Source organism: Streptomyces sp. NPDC059832, from assembly GCF_042731715.1.
GTDB lineage: Bacteria > Actinomycetota > Actinomycetes > Streptomycetales > Streptomycetaceae > Streptomyces.
In genome coordinates this window covers 68,002-89,430 of record NZ_JBHWIY010000020.1, presented here as the reverse complement: position 1 = coordinate 89,430, position 21,429 = coordinate 68,002, and the positions used below count along the sequence as shown (strand labels likewise).

Below are 21,429 nucleotides of genomic sequence, written 5' to 3'. Positions count from 1 at the left end.
CAGCCGACCTTTCTGAGACAGGAGAAGCGTCATGGTTACCCGTTCCACCATCGTTACGGCCGCCGTCGCGGCCGCTGCAGCCCTGGCCGCCACTGGCATCACCTACGCCTCGGCTGCCACCTCCGAGCCGGTTCAGGCAACCCAGGCCGTCCAGCAGTCTGCTCCCGCTTCGGCTCTCGACGGCGGCGACGTCGGCAAGGGCAACGAGGGCAAGGGCAACGAGGGCGGTGGCCGCAACGAGGGCGGCGGCCGCGAAGAGGGCGGCCGTGGCCACAACGAGGGCGGCCGTGAGCACTACAGGGGTCGCATCCACATCAACGAGCGGACGTACTCCGACGAGATGGGTGGCTGCGTGACCGTGGTCAGCGGCCTCGGCTCCAAGAGTCTCAACGTCCGCAACGACAGCCGTCGGGCCGTCGAGGTCTTCCGTGGGGCCACCTGCGACAACGGCGCCCCCATCGCCACCGTCGGTCCGCACAGCTCCAGCGACGGGGTGTTCCCGGGCCACGTCAAGGGCGGCGTCTGGGTCGAGAACGGAGTGGTGGGCAGCTTCCGAGTGATCGAGCGCCACTTCGACGACGACCGTGACAACGGTGGCCGCGACTGGTGACCGAGTTCCTCGGTTGACGTGAACCCCGGCCCGCCGTAATCGGGCCGGGGCTCCAGTCAGGGTATCCGACCGGAGTGATCCGGTCGGATACCCGCACCTGAACGACGACTGACAGGTTCAAACACCTGCCAGCCCATATTAAGCCGGACGGTGAGGCGCTGCCAGCCGACCGGAACAGCCGCGCCGCACGCGGCTACTGGGCCCTGGTTCCGGGCTCCGGTTCGGACTCCGGTTCCGGACTCCGGTTCCAAGGTTCGGTTCGGGCTCCGGCTCCGGTTCCAAGGTTCGGTTCGGGCTCCGGCTCCGGTTCCAAGGTTCGGTTCGGGCTCCGGTTCCGGACTCCGGTTCCGGGGTTCGGCTTCCGGATTCGTTCCCGGCACGCTGCCCTCGGCGGGGCCCGGCGACCGGGCGGCAGAACGTGGCGACGGCGTGGCAGACGCCGCCCATGTCCCGGCCGCCAGGAGGCCGGCGGGCCGTCTTGGCCCAAGTGAGTGACGGCCCGTGCGGCACGGCGTCGAAGGGCCACTTGCATTCTGGTCCGCGTGCATCCGCACGCATCCGACGCATCCCCATGCCGGTCTGTATCCGGCCCATGCCCCGGGGTGTCCCGCACCGGCTCCAACTGCCACCACTGGCCGGGGAGTCGGTGTCCTCCCATTGCTGGACACGGGCACCGTCCGCCGTGCTGCCGTCGGCGACTTCCAGGATGAGCCCGCCGGCGAAGCCGACCGGCGTCACCCCCGGCGCTTCCGGGTGTCGCTCGATCGGCCATTCCTGGGCGCCGTGGTTGTCGGCCCGCCGCTGCCGGCCCGGGGCGCGACCGCCCTTGGCGGAGCCGTACATCTCCAGCAGCGGGCGGCTGCACATATTGCGCAGCCGGTAACGATCAGCCGCGACGACGGGCGCGGTGTGCCCGCTGCTGTTCCGGTTCCTTCCTGCGGAGCGGACCGCCGCCCGGCTCGGCAGCCGGGCGGCGGTCCGTGTGCGTCATCGGCGCGAGAGCAGGGCTCAGGCGCCGAGGTTGAACTCCCCGGGGTTCGGGCCGAGACGCTTGCCCTCGTCCAGCGCGGCGAACGCGGCCAGGTCGTCGGCGTCCAGCTCGAAGCCGAACACATCGAGGTTCTCCACGATGCGGGACGGCGTCACGGACTTCGGGATCACCACGTTGCCGGTCTGGATGTGCCAGCGGAGCACCACCTGGGCCGCCGTGCGGCCATGCTTCCGGGCAATAGCGACAACCGTCGGGACCTCCAGGAGACCCTTGCCCTGACCCAGCGGCGACCACGCCTCCGTGGCGATGCCGTGCTTGGCGTGGAAGGCGCGCGACTCGGCCTGCTGGAGCTGGGGGTGGAGCTCGATCTGGTTGATCGCCGGGACCACGGAGGTCTCGCCGAGCAGACGCTCCAGGTGCTCGGGGAGGAAGTTCGAGACACCGATGGCCTTGGCGCGGCCGTCGGACCGGATCTTCTCGAAGGCCTTGTACGTGTCGATGTACGCGTCCTTGGCCGGGACCGGCCAGTGGATCAGATACAGGTCGACGTAGTCGAGCCCCAGCTTGTCGAGCGAGGCGTCGAAGGCGCGCAGGGTCGCGTCGTAGCCCTGCTCGGAGTTCCACAGCTTCGTGGTGACGAACAGTTCCTCGCGGGCGACACCGGAGGCCGCGATTGCCCGGCCGGTGCCCTGCTCGTTCTCGTAGATCGCGGCGGTGTCGATGCTCCGGTACCCGGACTCGATGGCTGTGGCGACCGCCTTCGCGGCCTCGTCGTCCGGCACCTGCCAGACACCGAAACCGAGCTGCGGCATCTCGACGCCATTGTTGAGGGTGATGGAGGGGGCCTGGCTCACGAGCGGTCGATCCTTACGTCGTCGGTTGGTACTCCCATGGGCAACGATCAACGGTCCCCGTGCATTCCCCTGCCGCCCCGCGTTCCGCGGCCCCTCGCCCGGCCTCTTCCGTCCGGGCCATTGACCGGGTTCCGCCGGCACGCAACCCTGGAGCACGTCACTGAACAACGGACACTCTTGTGAACGAATGACCCCGAGATGACGAACGAACGACTCCGAGCGAGGTCGATGTGACGAACCCTTCCAGGCGGGCGCTGCTCGGTGCGGCGATCGGCGGCGCCGTCGCCGCCACCGCCGGCCCTCCCGCCACCGCGCACGCGGCGAGCTGGAAATTACGCTGGTCGCCCTCGGCGAGCGACGCCGGACTCGGCGCCTTCGAGACCATCGAGGATGACCGGGCCGATTCCCATCCGGCGGGGCAGCCGCACATTCGCACCGAGGGCGACAACTTCCGGTTCACCATGCACACCGTCGACCGGGACACCTCGACGGACCGTCAGCGTCAAGAGGTGACCGGGCTGCGCACCAGCGGCAGTGCGTACCTCAAGTGGCTGCCCGGAGAGACCTGGCGGGTCACGTACCGCATGTACATCCCCGCCTCGCTGAAGGCGACCACCAGCTTCACGCACATCATGCAGATGAAGCAGCCGGGCACCGGCACCTCGCCGATCGTCGTGCAGTCCCTGCGCCGGGTGAACGGTGTACAGACCATCGAGCTCAAGCTGGCCATCGCCGACATCCTCGTCGGCCGCACCGACCTCGTGCCGCTGCAGAACAAGTGGATCGACGTCGACTTCCGGATCACGATCGGTGACGGTGCGTCGGGCTCGGTCCGCTGGATCCTGAAGGACGGGGCCGCCACCGTCATCGACAGGTCGAAGTCCGGCGTCGACACCCTTCTCGCCGACCGGGTCCGGCCCAAGTGGGGCATCTACCGGTCGCTCGGCGACACCTCGGGATCGCTGCAGGACACCCATCTCCTCCTCACCCGGATGCGGGGGTACCAGCTGGTCTGAGGAGCCGGAGGCGGTACGCCCTCGCACGGCCGGGGCGGCGGGGCAGACATGCGCCCGTCGCCCCGGAAGGCTGCCCACGCCTCGCCCAACCCGCCTGCCCCGCACGAGATTTGGGCCCACGCGGGGCATTGACAGAAAGCTCCGCAGGGAATCCTATGCAGTGTCGGTTAGGAACCTTTCCTAACACCGAACCGGAAGGGATCATCCGTGCACCCTGCCGCACCCCCACGCCGCCTGGTGGCCGTCGTGGCCGGCCTCAGTTGTCTGCTCCTGCCCCTGCTGGGCCACCTCCCGAAGGCCTACGCCGCCACGAACGCGCCGCGGCTCGCCACCGGAACCAACACCGTCCGGGCTACCGCGACCACGGCCGGCGGCGGCCCCAACCTCGACTACCTCGACACCGCGATTCCCGCCGCCGGCGGTCCCGCGGTGCCCTTCGGCAGCCACACCCGCCCCTACGCCGCAGGGATGCTGAAGCCGTCCGGCTCGCAGTCGGTACTCGACCAGGCCGTGATCAAGACGTACAACGCCTGGAAGTCCGCGTTCGTCAAGAAGAACTGCGGCAACGGCTGGTACCAGGTGATCTCGCCGGACGCCGACCACCCCTACGTCGCCGAGGCCCAGGGCTACGGAATGGTCGTCACCGCGACGATGGCGGGGGCCGACCCGGACGCGAAGACCGTCTTCGACGGCATGGTCAAGTACATGCTCGCGCACCCCTCGGTGAACAACGCCAACCTCCTCGCCGCCGAACAGGACGCCTCCTGCAAGAGCGTCGACGGCTCCGACTCGGCGACCGACGGGGACCTGGACGTCGCCTACGGGCTGCTCCTCGCCGACAAGCAGTGGGGCTCCACCGGCACGTACAACTACAAGGACCTCGCGGTCAAGCACATCAACGCCATCAAGAAGAGCGAGGTCAACCCGACCACGCACCTGATGCTGTTCGGCGACTGGTCGGACTCGGGCGAGTCCCACTACTGGATGACCCGCTCCTCGGACTGGATGATCGACCACTTCCGCGCGTTCAGGACCGCCACCGGTGACAGCACCTGGGACACCGTGCGCACGGCACACCAGAACCTGATCACCTCGCAGCAGTCCAAGTACGCCTCCGGCACGGGGCTGTTGGCGGACTTCGTCGTCAATACCAACACCACGGCCAAGCCCGCCCCGGGCGAGGTGCTCGAAAGCGCCAACGACGGCGACTACTCCTGGAACGCCTGCCGCGACCCGTGGCGCATCGGCGCCGACGCCGTCACCAGCGGGGACAGTGCCTCGCTCGCCTCGGCCCGCAAGCTCAACTCCTGGATCAAGACCAAGACGGGCGGCGACCCGGACAAGATCGCCAGCGGCTACCACCTGAACGGTTCGGTGTTCGACAGCGGCAACGACATGGCGTTCACCGCCCCGTTCGCCGTGACCGCGCTGACCGACGCCGGCTCCCAGGCCTGGCTCGACGCGCTCTGGAACAAGCTCGCCACCACGTCGATCGACCCGGATCTCTACTACGGCGGGAGCGTCCAGCTCCAGTCGATGATCGTCGCATCCGGTAACTACTGGGTTCCCTGACGGAGGTTCAGATGAAGACCGGAACGCTCACCACGTCACGAGGAAGATTGGCCGCGCTCACGGCCGTGCTGCTCTGTACCGCGCTGGTGCAGGCCCTCCCGCAGTCGGCCTCCGCGGCCGCCACCCGGTACGAGGCGGAGTCCGCGACGATCGTCGGGGGCGCCGCCGAGTCCAACCACTCCGGCTACTCGGGCACCGGATTCGTCAACGGCGACAATGTCGTCGGCAGCTATGTGGAGTTCACCGTCACCGCGGCCTCCGCCGGCACCGGGAAGATCGCCATCCGCTACTCCAACGGCACGGCGGACGCCCGGCCCGCCGATGTCGCCGTGGGCGGCACGGTCGTCTCGGCCGCCCGCGCCTTCAACGCCACCACCGACTGGAACACCTGGGCCACGTCCACCCTGACCACCCCGGTCAAGGCAGGCAGCAACAAGATCCGGCTGACGTCCACGACGGCCAACGGACTGCCCAACCTCGACTACCTCGACGTCACGGTCACCTCGTCGGACACCGAGGCGCCCACCGCACCCACGGCGCCCAGCTGTTCGGAGATCACCGAGAACAGCCTCGCGCTCAACTGGGGCGCCGCCACGGACAACGTGGGTGTCGCCGCGTACGACATCTACGAACACGGCAACAAGTTCGGCGAGGCACCGGGCACCGCCACCACGAAGAACCTGACCGGCCTCACCCCCGGCACCACGTACAACCTCTCCGTGTTCGCGCGTGACGCGGCCGGCAACGTGTCGTCGGTCAGCCCGATCGTGGACTGCACCACCCAGCGCAGTTCCGACACCACCGCACCCTCCGCACCCGGCACCCTGTCCACCTCGGGCCTCACCGCCAACAGCGTTGCCCTGAGCTGGGGGGCGTCGACGGACGACAAGGCCGTCACCGCCTACGAGGTACGCAGCGGCAGCACCGTCTACAAGACCGTGACCGGCACGCCACCGGCCACCACGACCACGCTCACCGGGCTCGCCTGCGCCAGCCCGTACACCCTGGACGTGGTCGCCGAGGACGCGGCGGGCAACGCCTCGCCGCCGAGCAACACGGTCACCTTCACCACTCCGGACTGCGCCACCGACGGCGGTGTGCCGTCCGGCATCGCCACCGTCTCCGGCGGCTGGTCCATCCCCTGGGGCACCTACTGGATGCCCGACGGCAAGAGCGCGCTGGTGACCGAACGGGACAGCTTCAAGGTCCTCAAGGCCACCCCCGACGGCACCAGGACCCAGGTCGGGACCGTGCCCAACGCCGTCACGACCGACGGCGAGGGCGGTCTGCTCGGCGTCGCCGTCGACCCGAAGTGGTCCTCCAACCACTACGTGTACTTCATGCACACCGCGTCCGAGGGCAACCGCGTCGCACGCATGACCTACGACGGCAGCTCGCTCAGCGGCTACACGGTCCTGCTCCAGGGGATCAAGAAGAGCAGGTACCACAACGGCGGACGGCTGCTGTTCGGCCCCGACGGCTACCTGTACGTGTCGACCGGCGAGGCGCAGACCCCCGACCTCGCCCAGGACAAGAACTCGCTGAACGGCAAGATCCTGCGGATGACGACGGACGGCAAGGCCGCCCCCGGCAACCCGTTCGGCAACTACGTCTACAGCTACGGGCACCGCAACCCGCAGGGTCTCGCCTTCGACCGCAACGGCCGGCTGTGGGAGGCGGAGTTCGGCGACAGCAAGAAGGACGAGCTCAACCTCATCAAGCCGGGCAAGAACTACGGCTGGCCCGTCTGCGAGGGCACCTGCACCACCTCCGGCATGACCAATCCCAAGAAGACCTGGAACATCTCCGAGGCCTCGCCCAGCGGGATCGCCATCGTCCGCAACGTCATCTACATGGCCGCCCTGAAGGGCGAACGGCTGTGGCGGGTGCCGATCACCGGTGACACCGAGGAGCTCGGCACACCGAGCGCGTACTACGTCGGTACGTACGGCAGGCTGCGCACCGTCACCAAGGTGCCCGGCCAGGACCAGCTCTGGCTCTCCACCACCAACTGCGACAACAAGGGGAACGAACCCGACGGCTCGGACAAGCTGTTCCGGGTCTCGATCACCTAGGGCGTGTCAGACCCCGCGAGACAGACGGGACTTCTAAAAAACGCCCTCGACAGGTCACATGTGCTGTACCGCCGGGGCACCCGGGTGCCTCAGCGGTACAGCGCGTCGACCTCGACCGCGTACGCCGTCTCGATCGCCCTGCGCTTCAGCTTCAGCGACGGAGTGAGCAGACCGTGCTCCTCGCTGAAGGGGTGCGCCAGGATCCGGAACGTACGGATCGACTCCGCCTGCGAGACCGCCGTGTTGGCGGCCACCACCGCCCGCCGGACCTCCATCTCCAGGTCCGGATCGCGCACCAGCTCCTCCGGCTTCAGCGGCGTCCGCCCCTGCATCGCGAGCCAGTGGTCCACCGACTCCTGGTCGACCGTGACCAGGGCCGCGATGTACGGCCGGTCGTTGCCGACCACGATGCACTGCGCGACCAGCGGATGCGCCCGCACCCGCTCCTCCAGACCCGCCGGCGCCACGCTCTTGCCGCCCGACGTCACCAGGATCTCCTTCTTCCGCCCGGTGATCGTCAGATATCCGTCCTCGTCGAGCGAGCCCAGGTCCCCGGTGGCCAGCCAGCCCTCGCGCAGCACCGCCCCGGTGGCCTGCGGGGCGCCGAGATAGCCGCCGAACACATTGCCGCCGTGCACCCACACCTCACCGTCCTCGGCGATGTGCACGGTCGTCCCCGGGATCGGCAGCCCGACCGTGCCGTACCTGGTGCGTTCCGGCGGGTTGGCCGTGGCCGCCGCGGTCGACTCCGTCAGCCCGTACCCCTCGTACACCGTGACGCCCGCGCCCTCGAAGAACAGCCCGAGCCGGCGCTCCATCCCCGAACCGCCCGACATGGCGTGCCGGATCCGGCCGCCCATCGCCTCGCGCACCTTCCTGTACACGACCTTGTCGAAGAACTGGTGCTGCATCCGCAGCCCGGCGGACGGCCCCGGACCGGTCCCGAACGCTCGCGCCTCCAGCGCCTCGGCGTACTTCACCGCGATGTCCACGGCCTTGTCGAACGGCCCGATCCGGCCCTCCGCCTCGGCCCTGCGCCGGGCGGCGTTGAAGACCTTCTCGAAGATGTACGGAACCGCCAGGATGAAGGTCGGCCGGAACGACACCAGGTCCGGCATCAGCGCTTTGGCCGACAGCTCCGGCTGGTGGCCCAGCTTCACCCGGCCGCGGATCGCGGCGACCTCGACCATCCGGCCGAAGACATGGGCCAGCGGCAGGAAGAGCAGGGTCGCCGCCTCGTCGCCCGGCCTGGAGCGGAAGACCGACTTCCAGCGGGCGACCATGGTGTCGGTCTCGAACATGAAATTGGCGTGCGTGAGCACACAGCCCTTGGGGCGTCCCGTGGTCCCCGAGGTGTAGATGACCGTGGCCACGGACTCGGGCGTCACCGCGCGGCGGTGGCGGTGCACCACCTCGTCCTCGATGTCCGCCCCCGCGTCGATCAGCTCGGTCACCGCGCCGGCGTCCAGCTGCCAGAGCCGCTTGAGTCCCGGCAGCCGGTCGATCACCGAGGCGATCGTCATCGCATGGTCCTCGTGCTCGACCATGACGGCGGACACCTCGGCGTCGTGCAGCATCCACAGCACCTGCTCGGCCGAGGACGTCGGATAGACGGGTACGGACTGGGCGCCGACCGTCCACAGCGCGAGGTCGAAGAGCGTCCACTCGTAGCGCGTACGCGACATCAGGGCCACCCGGTCGCCGAACCTGACGCCATGGGCGATCAGCCCCTTGGCGAGCGCCAGCACCTCGTCACGGAAGACCGCAGCGGTGACATCCCGCCAGTTTCCGCTCGCGTCCTTGCGGCCGAGCGCGACCCGGTGCGGGTCCTCCTCGGCATGGTCGAACACGATGTCGGCCAGGCCGCCCACGAGGGGCGCGGCCGCCATGGGTGGGACAGTGAACTCGCGCAATGACCTGCTCCTTGTGGCGCTCCGCACAGCGCCGTGACGCTACCCCACCGGGCGGCGCGGCGGGAGGGCCCCGTACCGGCGGACAATGTGGCATATGCACTGGTCAGCCACCGAAATCCGGCCAGATGGGCAAGGCTCGGGCGTGGCTGGGAACGCGGGGTAACCGGCGGGCGCCGGAATCTCCACCGAATCTGTACGCCGCTGCCACTCCCGTTCCGGGGGCATACGAGGGGATCCACCCGGATTCACCCGGATCGGACGGGCCGGAGGCGTAATCGCCGCCCCTTGTGCTTCCCGTACGCGCAGGCGGTCAGGCGCTGTCCCGGCCGTTGACCGAACCGATCGTGCCGACGCCGCGGATCAGCCGGTCGCCGCCCGCCAGGATCGCTGTCGCCAGCGCGTCCGCGGCCTCGTGCGCCCCGTCGCGACGGCGGCCGTGCGACAGGACGAAATCCACACCGCCCAGGTCCGGCAGACCCGCCCTGGCCGGCACCGGCGCCAGGCCCGGCGGGATCAGTCCCCGGCTGTGGGCCATCACGCCGAGCCCCGCGTGGGCCGCCGCGATCAACCCGCTCAGACTGGTGCTCGTGCAGGCGACCCGCCAGGACCGGCCGTGCTCCTCCAGGACCTCCAGGGCGCGGGCCCGGGTGATGCCCGGTGGCGGAAAGAGGATCAGCGGCACCGGACGGTCCGGGTCGATCCGCAGCTGCGGTGCGCCGATCCAGGCCAGCGTGTCCTGCCAGACCAGCTCGCCGTGCGTGTCACCGGCGCGCCGCTTGGCGAGCACCAGATCGAGCCGGCCGGCCGCGAGGCGCTGATGCAGCGTCCCGGAGAGCTCCACCGTCAGCTCCAGCTCGACCTCCGGGTGGTCGCGGCGGAACGACTCCAGGATCTCCGGCAGCCGGGTCAGCACGAAGTCCTCGGAGACCCCGAACCGCAGCCGCCCGCGCAACCGGGTGCCGGTGAAGAAGGCCGCGGCCCGCTCATGGGCCGCGAGTATCGTCCGGGCGAAGCCGAGCATGGCCTCGCCGTCCACGGTGAGATCGACCCGGTGCGTGTCCCGGGTGAACAACTGCCGCCCCGCCGCATCCTCCAGGCGCCGCACGTGCTGGCTCACCGTGGACTGCCGCACCCCCAGCCGGCGGGCGGCCCGGGTGAAACTCAGCGTCTGGGCGACGGCGAGAAAGGTACGCAGCTGTGCGGGGTCGTACATGGCGCCAGGCTATCGCGGGCCGTGATGACAGTGAGAGCGGTGTACGGGATTCCCGATCGCGCCGATCGGGAGCAGCATGGGGAAGGCACGACCAGAACCAAGAGAACATGTGGAGCACATGAGCCGCCGTACCCCGAAGCTGCCGTCCTGGCTGCCGCTCGACCCGTACATCCTGGCGCTGATCGGCACCGTCGTGCTCGCGGCGATACTGCCCGCGTCGGGGACCGCCGCCGATGTGGCGGGCGGTGCCTCCACCGGAGCGGTCGCCTTCCTCTTCTTCCTTTACGGCGCGCGGCTCTCCACGGCCGAGGCACTGGACGGGCTCAGGCACTGGCGGCTCCACCTCACCGTGCTGATCTGCACCTTCGTGGCGTTCCCGCTGCTCGGGCTGGTCGGCAGGGGGCTGGTTCCATACGTCCTGACGCCGCAGCTCTACAGCGGTTTCCTCTTCCTCTGCCTCATCCCGTCGACCATCCAGTCGTCGATCGCCTTCACCTCGATCGCCCGCGGCAACGTGCCCGCGGCGATCTGCGCGGGCTCCTTCTCCTCGATCGCCGGGATCTTCCTCACCCCGCTGCTCGCCGCCGGCCTGCTCGGCAACAGCGGGGGCGGATTCTCCGCGGACGCGCTGCTGAAGATCGCGGTCCAGCTGCTGCTGCCGTTCGTCGCCGGGCAGTTGCTGCGCCGCTGGATCGGCGGCTTCATCGCCCGTCACAAGAAGGTCCTCGGCTATGTCGACCGCGGCTCGATCCTGCTCGTCGTCTACACGGCCTTCAGCGAGGGCATGGTCGCGGGCATCTGGCACCAGCTCACCCCGGCCCGGCTCGGGGCGCTGCTCGGCGCCGAAGTGCTGCTGCTCGCCCTGATGCTCGCGCTGACCTGGTACGGGGCGAAGCGGCTCGGCTTCGACCGCGAGGACCGGATCACCATCCAGTTCGCCGGTTCGAAGAAGAGCCTGGCCTCGGGGCTGCCCATGGCGAGCGTGTTGTTCGGGGCGCAGGCTTCCCTCGCCGTGCTGCCGCTGATGCTCTTCCACCAGATGCAGCTGATGGTGTGCGCCGTGATCGCCAAGCGCCGCTCGCGCGACGCGCAGGAGGAGAGTCCGGCGAGCGGTGCGGTGTCGCGGGAGGCCGCCGCGGTGGGCTGAGCCGGGACCGGCCGGCGCGGGGGGCGCTCCTCGCCGGCCGGGCGCGGGGCGCCTCAGTCCTGGCCGACCGTCGCCTCCAGGGCGATCCGGTGCTCGCCCGCGTACACGTTCATCGAAGGACCCCGCAGGAAGCCGACCAGGGTCAGTCCGGCCTCGGCCGCCAGATCGACGGCGAGGGACGAGGGCGCGGAGACCGCCGCGAGCATCGGGATCCCGGCCATCACCGCTTTCTGGGCCAGCTCGAACGAGGCCCGTCCCGACACCAGCAGAATGGCCCGGGACAGCGGCAGCTGCTGGTCGGTCAGGGCCCGGCCGACCAGTTTGTCGACCGCGTTGTGCCGGCCGACGTCCTCGCGGACGTCGAGCAGCTCGCCCGTCTCGGAGAACAGCGCCGCCGCGTGCAGCCCCCCGGTCCGGTCGAAGACCCGCTGTGCGGCGCGCAGCCGGTCGGGGAGGACGGCGAGCAGGGCGGGCCCGACCCGCAGCGGGGGAGTGTCGGCGACCGGGTGCCGGGTCGTGGTGCGTACCGCGTCGAGACTCGCCTTGCCGCACAGTCCGCAGGACGAGGTGGTGTACACATTGCGTTCGAGCGTGATGTCGGGGACCGGGACACCGGGTGCGAGCTTCACGTCCACCACGTTGTACGTGTTGACGCCGTCGGCGGTCGCTCCGGCGCAGTAGACGATCGACTGCACCTCGGAGCCGTCACCGATGACGCCCTCGCTCACCAGGAACCCCGCCGCCAGTGCGAAGTCGTCACCCGGCGTGCGCATCGTGATGGCGAGCGGCTTGCCGTTCAGCCGGATCTCCAGGGGCTCCTCGGCGACGAGCGTGTCCGGGCGGGTGGAGACGGCTCCGTCCCGGATGCGGATGGTGCGGCGACGCTCGGTGACCCGTCCCATAGCGGTTAAACCCGATTCTGTACGTGGGGGAAGCCGAACCGGCCCCCGGGGATCCCATTGTCCGGTACGGACCGGATCGGGCGAGGCGTGGAAAACCGTGTCAAGTCGACAGAATATTGTCTACAGAATGCTTTCTGCGCGTCAATGCTGTCGTCAAGCCTCCAACGGCCGGGCGCTATTCCTGTGGGAACACGTGCCCCTGTACCCGGCAGTAGCGACCAAGACTGGATGGTTCCTGCCATACGTAGCGAGGGGACCCCGTACATGACCGGCTCACGTGTCGTGGCGCTCGGCCACTATCAGCCCGCGAAAGTGCTCACCAACGACGATCTGGCGGCCATGGTCGATACCAGCGACGAGTGGATCACCAGTCGCGTCGGCATCAGGACCCGTCATGTCGGGGGGCCGGACGAGCCGGTGGACGAGATGGCCGCGCACGCGGGGGCCAAGGCGCTGGCCGCGGCGGGGCTCCAGCCGACCGAGGTCGATCTGGTCCTGGTCGCCACCTCGACCGCGATCGACCGCTCGCCGAGCATGTCGGCGCGCGTCGCCGCCCGGCTCGGGATGGGCTCGCCCGCGGTGATGGACATCAACGTGGTCTGCTCCGGCTTCACCCATGCCCTCGCCACCGCCGACCACGCGATCCGGGCCGGGGCCGCCGAGCGCGTCCTGGTCATCGGCGCCGACAAGATGGCGGACATCGCCGACTGGACCGACCGCAGCACCTGCGTCCTGCTCGGCGACGGAGCCGGCGCGGCGGTCGTGGTCGCGGAACCGGACGGGGACGACCGGCCCGGGATCGGTCCCGTCCTGTGGGGTTCGGTGCCGGAGATGGGGAACGCGGTACGGATCGAGGGGACGCCGCCGCGCTTCGCGCAGGAAGGGCAGTCCGTCTACCGCTGGGCCACCACGCAGTTGCCGCCCATCGCCCGCAAGGTGTGCGAGAAGGCCGGTGTGACGCCCGAGGAGCTCGGGGCGGTGGTGCTGCACCAGGCCAACCTGAGGATCATCGAGCCCGTCGCCAGGAAGATCGGCGCGGTCAACGCGGTCATCGCCAGGGACGTCGTGGACTCCGGCAACACGTCCGCGGCCTCGATCCCGATGGCCCTGTCCAAACTGGTGGAACGCGGCGAGGTCCACAGCGGTGCGCCGGTGCTGCTCTTCGGCTTCGGCGGGAATCTTTCGTACGCGGGTCAGGTGATCCGCTGCCCCTGAGGGGTCCTGTGCTCGGTAGACTGTAGACGATAAGCAATCGCTGCTCGTTGGCCGGAGGGGGACCGCGATGTTGTCCGCAGGACTGCCGCAAGGGGCTGTGCCGAGGCTGGAACGGCCCGGTCCGCTGCGTGAACGCGTGTATGAGGCGCTGCTCGAACTCATATCGACGCGTGCGCTCCGTCCCGGCCAGCACCTGGTCGAGAGCGAGCTCGCAGGCCATCTCGGGGTGTCCCGTCAGCCGGTGCGCGAGGCGCTGCAGCGGCTGAACACCGAGGGCTGGGTCGATCTCCGGCCCGCCCAAGGCGCGTTCGTGCACGAGCCCACGGAGGAGGAGGCGGACCAGCTGCTCTCGGTCCGCACCCTTCTGGAGGCCGAGGCCGCGCGTCTTGCCGCGGCCAACTCCGGCACCGCGGGCATCGCCGCGCTGGAGGAGCTCTGCGCCAAGGGCGAGCAGGCCGTCGCCGACGACGACGTGGACCTGGCGGTCGCCACCAACGCGGCCTTCCACGCCGAGGTCATGGAGCTGGCGGGCAACGTCGTCCTCTCCGAGCTCGCCGGCCAGGTGGACCGCAGGGTCCGCTGGTACTACACCCCGGTGGCCCGCCAACGCGGCATCCAGTCCTGGATCGAGCACCGCTCGCTCATCGCGGCGATCTCCTCGCGCGACGGACAGCGGGCCACGGAGATCATGCGGTCCCACACGGAACACACGCGCAAGACGTACCACCAGCGCGAGGACAGCCCTTAGGGTTTTGCCGTCCGGATCAGGGCCGGCCCCGGCGGGGGCAGACGAGGTGGTGGCTGATCCTGCAGCACTCCCCGGGGCCCGGTTCCCGGTCCTGCGCGTTCCACACCGTGCCGTCCCGGTCGAGGTGCCACCGCTGTCCGGGCGGCACATCGTGTGCCAGGAGCGGCGCGGGCCCTTCGGGTTCGAGACGGACCCACCACCGGTAGTGGGTGGGGCGGATGTCGACGGCGAGCCCGCAGTCCGGGCAGTCGGGTGCGGGTTCCGGGCCGGGGACCGCCCCGTCCCGGAGGCCCTGTGCGTGATCGGTCGAGTGTTGGAGATCGGTCCATTCCTCAGCGGTCCGCGGTGTTCCGGTAACCCCCATGGTCAAAGGGTGCAGACCGGGCGTGCGGTGCGGTAGGTCGCGATCCGGCCGTGCCCGGTGGGAGACAGCAGTGAGGCCGGACGGTGCGTGGGGTACGTGGGCACCGCTCGTCGGCCCCGACCGAGGGGCGCCACGGGACCGTCGGCCCGGGTGCGCCGGACAGCGGGCAGACTTGCTGGTGTGACGATACTGAGCAAAGGTGCCAACGTGCCGGTCGCGGCTTCCGCGGTCAGGGCCGTACTTGACTGGTCGACAGGGCCCGGAGTGCCTGATGTGGATGCTTCCGCTCTGCTGCTGACCCGCGGCGGGCGGGTGCGGTCCGATGAGGACTTCGTCTTCTACAACCAGCCGAGGCACGCTTCGGGCGCGGTGAGTCACGTCGGCAAACGGCCCGGCAGCGACTCACTGGACGTCCGCCTGGGTGCGCTGGGGCCGGACGTCGAACGCGTCGCGCTCTGTGCGTCCGCCGACGGCGGCATGTTCGGTCAGGTGCCGGGGCTGTGCCTGCGGCTGCTCGACTCGGCGTCCGGTGCCGAACTGGCGCGCTTCGACATCGCCGCCGCGACGGAGACCGCGCTGGTGGGCGGCGAGCTCTACCGCCGCGACGGCGGCTGGAAGTTCCGTGCGGTCGGCCAGGGTTACGCCAGCGGGCTGGCGGGACTGGCGACCGACTTCGGGATCAGCGTCGACGAGGAACAGCCCGCGGCCGGGTCCGGCTCCCGGCCCGTGACGGCTCCGGACCCCGCCCCGGCATCTTCGCCCGACGCCTCGCCGGTACACGCCGGAGGCGGATCCCGCCCCCGGCTCACCAAGGGCGAGGAGAACCTGCCCGTGGACATGCGCGAGCGCCTGTCGCTGCGCAAGCAGCAGGTCCTGGTCAGCCTGAGCAAACACGGCGTACCGGAGTTGCGCGCACGCGTCGTCCTCGTCCTCGACGCATCGGGTTCGATGGGCGGTCTCTACCGGCGGGGCACGGTGGCGGGTGTCACTGAGCGGATGGTGGCCGTCGCGGCGCAGCTCGACGACGACGGCGAGATGCAGGCGTGGACGTTCGCCAGCAATCCGGCCAGGCTGCCCGACCTCGCCGTGGGCGACCTGCCCGAGTGGCTCAGGCTGCACGTACGCGTGGGGCAGACCTATGGCTTCGGGCGCCGGAAGCCGCCCAGGGGACTGGTCCCCGGCCAGATCGACATGCGTGCGGTCGGTATCCAGAACGAGGAACAGAAGGTCATCGCCGAGGTGCGGGCCTTCGTGCGCGCTCACCCTGTGCCGGACCCGACGCTGGTCCTGTTCTTCTCGGACGGTGGTGTGCACCGCAACCAGGAGATCGAGCAGGAGCTGCGGGCCGCCGCCGAGGAGCCCGTGTTCTGGCAGTTCGTCGGACTCGGCAGTTCTCAGTACGGTGTGCTGGAACGCTTCGACACCATGCCGGGCCGGCGGGTCGACAACGTCGGCTTCTTCGCTGTCGACGACATCGAGAGGATCTCCGACCAGGAGCTGTACGACAGGGTCCTGTCGGAGTTCCCGTCCTGGCTGCGGGCCGCCCGGCAGGCCGGAATCCTGCGCTGAACCGGCCGGCTCCCGGCGCCCGGCCCATGACGCGACCGACCGGCTTTGTCCTCGGTGTGGAGAAAGTTGTGGTGGATTCCTGCGCAACTTCTTCCCACTCCCGGCAACCGCTGCTACGTTCCCCTCGAAAGCCCGACGGACAGGCCGATGTGGCGGGGAGGGGCGCGTGAGACGTATGACGGCACGACCCGCGAATACGCATCAGGCGCGACTGCTGCGGCTGTTGCGCGACGGCGGGCCCAACTCGCGGGCACAGCTGGGGGATCAGGTCGATCTCTCCCGCTCCAAGCTCGCCGTCGAGGTCGACAGACTGCTGGAGACCGGGCTCGTCGTGGCCGACGGTCTCGCCGCATCCCGCGGCGGGCGCCGCTCGCACAACATCCGGCTCGCACCGCAACTGCGGTTCCTCGGCGTCGACATCGGTGCCACATCCGTCGATGTGGCCGTCACCAACGCCGAGTTGGAGGTCCTGGGACACCTCAACCACCCGATGGACGTACGCGAAGGCCCCGTCGCCATCTTCGAGCAGGTGCTGTCCATGGCGGCCAAGCTCCGGGCCTCGGGGCTCGCCGAGGGTTTCGACGGTGCCGGCATCGGCGTACCCGGACCGGTCCGCTTCCCCGAAGGCGTACCGGTCGCACCGCCGATCATGCCCGGCTGGGACGGCTTCCCGGTCCGCGAGGCGCTCAGCCAGGAACTGGGCTGCCCCGTCATGGTCGACAACGATGTGAACCTGATGGCGATGGGGGAGCAGCACGCGGGCGTCGCACGCTCCGTGGGCGACTTCCTCTGCGTCAAGATCGGCACCGGAATCGGCTGCGGCATCGTCGTCGGCGGCGAGGTCCACCGCGGTACGACGGGCAGCGCCGGAGACATCGGCCATATCCAGGTGGAACCCGAGGGCCGCGCCTGTGCCTGTGGCAACCGGGGCTGCCTGGAGGCCCACTTCAGCGGTGCCGCGCTCGCCCGCGACGCCGAGGACGCGGCGCGCACCGGACGGTCGGCGGAGCTCGCCGGCCGGCTGGAGTCCGCCGGGAAACTCACCGCCGTCGATGTGGCCGCCGCCGCGGCGGCCGGTGACGCCACCTCGCTCGACCTGATCCGCGAAGGCGGCAACCGGGTCGGCCAGGTCATCGCGGGACTCGTCAGCTTCTTCAATCCCGGCCTGGTGGTGATCGGCGGCGGTGTGACCGGCCTCGGCCACACGCTCCTCGCCAGTGTCCGGACCCAGGTCTACCGCCAGTCGCTGCCGCTGGCCACCGGCAATCTGCCCATCGTGCTGGGCGAGTTGGGGCCGGCCGCCGGAGTGATCGGCGCCGCCCGGCTCATCAGCGACCACCTCTTCTCACCGGCCTGACCCCGGAACGGCCGTACACGGGCGCACCCCGGAAACACCGGGAGCGCCGGAAGCACCCGCACCACCGCACCTGGTACAGCCCTGCCCGCTCACCGGCCCTCCCCAAGCTCCATGCTGCGCTCGGGCAGGGGAGACCCCACTTGCCGAGGGGATTCGTCATGGCACCAGAACCGCCCCTGCTCACCATGTCCGGCATCACCAAGTCGTTCCCTGGAGTGCGCGCCCTCGACGGCGTGGACCTGGAGGTCCAGGCCGGCGAAGTCCACTGTCTCCTCGGGCAGAACGGCGCCGGCAAGTCCACCCTCATCAAGGTGCTCGCCGGGGCCCACCAGCCCGACGGCGGCGAGATCACCTGGCGCGGCGAACCGGCCGCGCTGAAGTCGCCCATCGCCGCCATGCGGCTGGGCATCGCCACGATCTACCAGGAACTCGACCTGGTCGAGGGTCTCTCGGTCGCCGAGAACATCTTCCTCGGCCACGAACCGACCACCGCCCGCTTCGTCGTCCGCACCCGCGAGGGCCGCACCTCCGCCGCGGCGCTGCTGAAGCGGCTCGGCCACCCGGAGATCGACCCGGCCCGCCCGGTCGGCGACCTGTCCGCCGCCCAGCAGCAGATCGTCTCCATGGCACGGGCGCTCTCGCACGACGTACGGCTCATCGTCATGGACGAGCCGTCCGCCGCACTCGACCCGGACGAGGTCGACAACCTCTTCCGCATCGTCGCCGCACTCACCGCCGAGGGCGTCGCCGTCGTCTACATCTCGCACCGCCTGGAGGAGATCCGCCGGATCGGCGACCGGGTGACCGTGCTCAAGGACGGCCGCGCCGTGGCCGTCGGGCTGCCCGCCGAGTCCACACCGACCCGCGACATCGTTGCCATGATGACCGGCCGCAATGTCGAGTACGTCTTCCCGCCACGCACCACGGACCGTGCGGGAGCGACCGCCGCGGAGCCCGTCCTGAAGGTCGAAGGACTGGCCAGGAAGGGTGAATTCGCCCCGGTGGACCTGGAGTTGAGGCCCGGGGAGATCGTGGGCCTGGCCGGACTCGTCGGATCGGGACGCTCCGAGATCCTGGAGACCGTCTACGGCGCCCGCAGGCCGAGCGCCGGACGGGTGACCGTGGCCGGCAAGCAGCTGCGGCCGGGCAGCGTCCGCGCGGCCGTCGCCGCCGGAATCGGCCTCGCCCCCGAGGAACGCAAGGCACAGGCCCTGCTGATGCTCGAATCCGTCACCCGCAATGTCTCCGTCTCCTCGATGTCCCGCTTCTCCAGGGCCGGCTGGATCGACCGCGGCGCCGAACGCCGGGCGGCCCGCGAAGCCACCCGCGAACTCTCCCTGCGCCCCGACAACCCGGACACCCCCGTCCGTACGCTCTCCGGCGGCAACCAGCAGAAGGCGGTCCTGGCCCGCTGGCTGCTGCGCGGCTGCCGGGTCCTGCTGCTCGACGAACCGACCCGCGGTGTCGACGTCGGCGCCCGCGCCGAGCTGTACGCCGTGATCCGCCGGCTGGCCGACGAAGGCCTCGCCGTCCTGCTCGTCTCCAGCGAGGTGCCCGAAGTGCTGGGCCTCGCCGACCGGGTGCTGGTGCTCCGCGAGGGCCGCGTCGTGCACACGGCGGACGCCCGGGAGCTCGACGAGCACCGCGTACTCGACCTAGTGATGGAAGGGAGCCCTACGTCATGACGCAGCCCGTCTCCTCGGCGCAGCAGGGCGGGCCGGACAAGGGGGCCGACCCCGCCCCGGTCTCCGAGCCCCGGAAGAAGGACGGACCCCCGCGCACCTCCGGCCCGCGCCTGGACGTCCGCAACCTCTCGCTCCTCGGCGTCCTCGCCGTACTGGTCGCCGTCGGCGGATTCACCGAGCCCGACGCCTTCCTGGACACCGGGAACCTTCAGCTGATCCTGACCCAGGCGTCCGTCATCGGTGTCGTCACCGTCGGGATGACCTTCGTCATCACCAGCGGCGGAATCGACCTCTCGGTCGGCGCGATGGTCGCGCTCGCCTCGGTCTGGGCGACCACGGTCGCCACCCAGGAGTACGGCTTCGCGGGGATCCTGTTCACCGCGGTGATCGTCGGACTCGCCGCCGGGCTGGTGAACGGGCTGCTCATCGCGTACGGGCGGATGGTGCCGTTCATCGCGACACTGGCCATGCTCGCCTCGGCCCGCGGGCTCGCCCTCCAGATCACCGACGGCAAGACCCAGATCGTCACCGTCAAGTCGGTCCTCGACCTGGGCCTGCCCGACTCCTACGTCCTCGGCATCCCGCCCCTGGTCATGATGTTCGCGGCGGTCACCGTCATCGGCTGGCTGGTGCTGAACCGTACGACCTTCGGACGGCGCACGCTCGCGGTCGGCGGCAACGCGGAAGCGGCCAGGCTGGCCGGCATCGACGTACGCCGCCAGCGGCTCTGCCTCTATCTGCTCTCCGGGCTGTGCTGCGGCATCGCCGCCTTCATGCTGATCATCCTGTCCGGTTCGGGACAGAACACCAACGGCAATCTGTACGAGCTCGACGCCATCGCGGCCGCGATCATCGGCGGCACCCTGCTCAGCGGCGGGCGCGGCACCATCGTCGGCTCCGTACTCGGTGTCCTGGTCTTCACCACCATCACCAACATCTTCGCGCTCAACAATCTGCAGAGCGACGTCCAGCAGATCGCCAAGGGCGCGATCATCGTCGCCGCCGTCCTGGTCCAGCGCCGCACCTCGGCGCACGGGGAGACCTGACGCTCCGTATCCCTCCCACCGTCCCGTTCGCCCCATGTGACATGTCACGCACCGGATGAAGGGTTTGACAGCCATGCCAGAAACCAGCCGCAGACGACTGCTCCTCGGCACCGCAGCCGTCTCCGCGGGTGCCCTCCTCACCGCCTGCACCAGCAACGACCCCAAGACCGAGGACACCGCCAAGAGCACCGGACCCGCCGCCGACGACAAGCCCGGCAAGCCCGTCACCATCGGCTTCGCGGGTCCGCAGGCCGACCACGGCTGGCTCAACGCGATCAACGAGAACGCCAAGTCACGGGCGGCCAAGTACTCCGAGGTGACGCTGGAGACCACCGAGGGCTCCAATGACACCGCCGCCCAGATCGGCCAGGTCAAGACCCTCATCAACAAGAAGGTCGATGTCCTCGTCATCCTCCCGGCCGACGGCAAGGCGCTCACCCAGGTCGGTCTGGAAGCCATGCGGGCGGGCATCCCCGTCGTCAACCTGGACCGGATCTTCGCCTCCCCGCAGGCCTACCGCTGCTGGGTCGGCGGCGACAACTACGGCATGGGCCTCAACGCCGGTACGTACATCGGCGAGCAGCTCAAGGGCAAGGCGGGCGCCAAGGTCGTCGAGCTGGCGGGCATCGACAACCTGGAGCTCACCAAGCAGCGCAGCCAGGGCTTCGCCGACGCGCTGAAGAACTACTCCAACGTCGAGCTGGTGGCCCGTCAGGCAGCCGACTTCACCGTCGAGTCGGGCCAGGCCAAGATGGCCCAGCTCCTCCAGGCGCAGAAGAGGATCGACGCCGTGTGGAACCACGACGACGACCAGGGCGTGGGTGCGCTGCGCGCCGTCCAGCAGGCCGGCCGTGACGAGTTCCTGATGGTCGGCGGGGCCGGGGCCAAGTCCGCGATGGACGCCATCAAGGCCGACAACAGCGTCCTGAAGGCCACCGTTCTCTACCCGCCGACGATGGCCGCGTCCGCCATCGACCTGGCCCGCGCACTGGCCCAGGGCAAGGGGGTCGGCGGCCTGGCCGAGCTGGAGATCCCGACCAGTCTCACCCTCTACTCGGCCGTGGTCACCAAGGAGAACGTCGACCAGTACCTGCCGACGGGCTTCAGCTGATCAGCCCCGCGGGAGGGTGCTGACCCTCCTGCCGCACCCAT

At 70.0% G+C, this 21,429-nt stretch carries 18 protein-coding genes; 12 read left to right on the top strand and 6 right to left on the bottom strand.

All coding sequences use genetic code 11. The features are described 5' to 3' along the window. Window positions 1-31 precede the first annotated feature (31 nt). Window positions 32-610, top strand: a complete 579-nt coding sequence (locus ACFV8T_RS29385) for a hypothetical protein (RefSeq protein ID WP_385333313.1) — start codon at window positions 32-34, stop codon at window positions 608-610. Between the two features lie 138 nt (window positions 611-748). On the opposite strand, the gene ACFV8T_RS29380 is transcribed toward ACFV8T_RS29385, so the two are convergent. Beyond that, a complete protein-coding gene (locus ACFV8T_RS29380) occupies window positions 749-1,453 on the bottom strand; it encodes an RICIN domain-containing protein (RefSeq protein WP_385333461.1) in 705 nt (234 codons plus the stop codon). Window positions 1,454-1,618: 165 nt separating this feature from the next. Next, on the bottom strand, window positions 1,619-2,455 hold the full coding sequence (locus ACFV8T_RS29375; protein ID WP_385333311.1) for an aldo/keto reductase: 837 nt from the start codon (window positions 2,453-2,455) through the stop codon (window positions 1,619-1,621). 230 nt (window positions 2,456-2,685) lie between these two features. Here ACFV8T_RS29375 and ACFV8T_RS29370 point away from each other — a divergent pair, with 230 nt between their 5' ends. The 3 genes from ACFV8T_RS29370 (at window position 2,686) to ACFV8T_RS29360 (ending at window position 7,118) form a co-directional block, all read left to right on the top strand. Further along, a complete protein-coding gene (locus ACFV8T_RS29370) occupies window positions 2,686-3,471 on the top strand; it encodes a Tat pathway signal sequence domain protein (protein WP_385333307.1) in 786 nt (261 codons plus the stop codon). Window positions 3,472-3,678: 207 nt separating this feature from the next. Next, window positions 3,679-5,043 carry a glycosyl hydrolase family 8 gene (locus ACFV8T_RS29365; protein ID WP_385333304.1) on the top strand — a complete coding sequence of 455 codons (1,365 nt, stop codon included), beginning with the start codon at window positions 3,679-3,681 and terminating at the stop codon, window positions 5,041-5,043. Window positions 5,044-5,054: 11 nt separating this feature from the next. Further along, window positions 5,055-7,118 carry a PQQ-dependent sugar dehydrogenase gene (locus tag ACFV8T_RS29360; protein WP_385333301.1) on the top strand — a complete coding sequence of 688 codons (2,064 nt, stop codon included), beginning with the start codon at window positions 5,055-5,057 and terminating at the stop codon, window positions 7,116-7,118. Window positions 7,119-7,207: 89 nt separating this feature from the next. Here the strand turns inward: ACFV8T_RS29360 and ACFV8T_RS29355 are convergent, their stop codons facing one another. Beyond that, the gene (locus ACFV8T_RS29355; protein WP_385333458.1) at window positions 7,208-9,007 is read right to left on the bottom strand and encodes an AMP-dependent synthetase/ligase; all 1,800 of its coding nucleotides are present in this window, start codon (window positions 9,005-9,007) and stop codon (window positions 7,208-7,210) included. 334 nt (window positions 9,008-9,341) lie between these two features. Then, the gene (locus ACFV8T_RS29350; protein ID WP_385333298.1) at window positions 9,342-10,244 is read right to left on the bottom strand and encodes a LysR substrate-binding domain-containing protein; all 903 of its coding nucleotides are present in this window, start codon (window positions 10,242-10,244) and stop codon (window positions 9,342-9,344) included. 118 nt (window positions 10,245-10,362) lie between these two features. On the opposite strand from ACFV8T_RS29350, the gene ACFV8T_RS29345 reads away from it, so the two are divergent. Next, complete coding sequence (locus ACFV8T_RS29345) at window positions 10,363-11,391, top strand: bile acid:sodium symporter family protein (protein ID WP_385333295.1); 1,029 nt, start codon at window positions 10,363-10,365, stop codon at window positions 11,389-11,391. 53 nt (window positions 11,392-11,444) lie between these two features. Here the strand turns inward: ACFV8T_RS29345 and fdhD are convergent, their stop codons facing one another. Further along, window positions 11,445-12,293 carry a formate dehydrogenase accessory sulfurtransferase FdhD gene (gene fdhD, locus ACFV8T_RS29340; protein WP_385333292.1) on the bottom strand — a complete coding sequence of 283 codons (849 nt, stop codon included), beginning with the start codon at window positions 12,291-12,293 and terminating at the stop codon, window positions 11,445-11,447. Window positions 12,294-12,557: 264 nt separating this feature from the next. On the opposite strand from fdhD, the gene ACFV8T_RS29335 reads away from it, so the two are divergent. Both ACFV8T_RS29335 and ACFV8T_RS29330 read left to right on the top strand, forming a co-directional pair. Further along, a complete protein-coding gene (locus ACFV8T_RS29335) occupies window positions 12,558-13,508 on the top strand; it encodes a beta-ketoacyl-ACP synthase III (protein ID WP_385333289.1) in 951 nt (316 codons plus the stop codon). A 67-nt stretch (window positions 13,509-13,575) separates the two neighbouring features. Next, a complete protein-coding gene (locus ACFV8T_RS29330) occupies window positions 13,576-14,256 on the top strand; it encodes a GntR family transcriptional regulator (RefSeq protein ID WP_385333286.1) in 681 nt (226 codons plus the stop codon). A 16-nt stretch (window positions 14,257-14,272) separates the two neighbouring features. On the opposite strand, the gene ACFV8T_RS29325 is transcribed toward ACFV8T_RS29330, so the two are convergent. Continuing rightward, window positions 14,273-14,620 carry a DUF6083 domain-containing protein gene (locus ACFV8T_RS29325; RefSeq protein WP_385333282.1) on the bottom strand — a complete coding sequence of 116 codons (348 nt, stop codon included), beginning with the start codon at window positions 14,618-14,620 and terminating at the stop codon, window positions 14,273-14,275. 180 nt (window positions 14,621-14,800) lie between these two features. Between ACFV8T_RS29325 and ACFV8T_RS29320 the strand changes: the two genes are divergently transcribed. The 5 genes from ACFV8T_RS29320 to ACFV8T_RS29300 all read left to right on the top strand — a co-directional run bounded on the left by ACFV8T_RS29320 (window position 14,801) and on the right by ACFV8T_RS29300 (window position 21,388). Then, window positions 14,801-16,189 (top strand): VWA domain-containing protein, encoded by a 1,389-nt coding sequence (locus ACFV8T_RS29320; RefSeq protein ID WP_385333279.1) that lies wholly within the window; start codon window positions 14,801-14,803, stop codon window positions 16,187-16,189. Window positions 16,190-16,364: 175 nt separating this feature from the next. Continuing rightward, window positions 16,365-17,546, top strand: coding sequence for an ROK family protein (locus ACFV8T_RS29315; protein ID WP_385333276.1), 1,182 nt, complete (start codon window positions 16,365-16,367; stop codon window positions 17,544-17,546). 158 nt (window positions 17,547-17,704) lie between these two features. Next, the gene (locus ACFV8T_RS29310; protein WP_385333273.1) at window positions 17,705-19,231 is read left to right on the top strand and encodes a sugar ABC transporter ATP-binding protein; all 1,527 of its coding nucleotides are present in this window, start codon (window positions 17,705-17,707) and stop codon (window positions 19,229-19,231) included. Then, entirely contained in the window at window positions 19,228-20,277 is a 1,050-nt protein-coding gene (locus ACFV8T_RS29305) for an ABC transporter permease (RefSeq protein ID WP_385333270.1), read from the top strand. Before ACFV8T_RS29310 ends, ACFV8T_RS29305 begins: the two co-directional genes overlap by 4 nt. Before the next feature lie 73 nt (window positions 20,278-20,350). Further along, on the top strand, window positions 20,351-21,388 hold the full coding sequence (locus tag ACFV8T_RS29300; RefSeq protein WP_385333268.1) for a substrate-binding domain-containing protein: 1,038 nt from the start codon (window positions 20,351-20,353) through the stop codon (window positions 21,386-21,388). The last annotated feature ends 41 nt before the right edge of the window (window positions 21,389-21,429 follow it).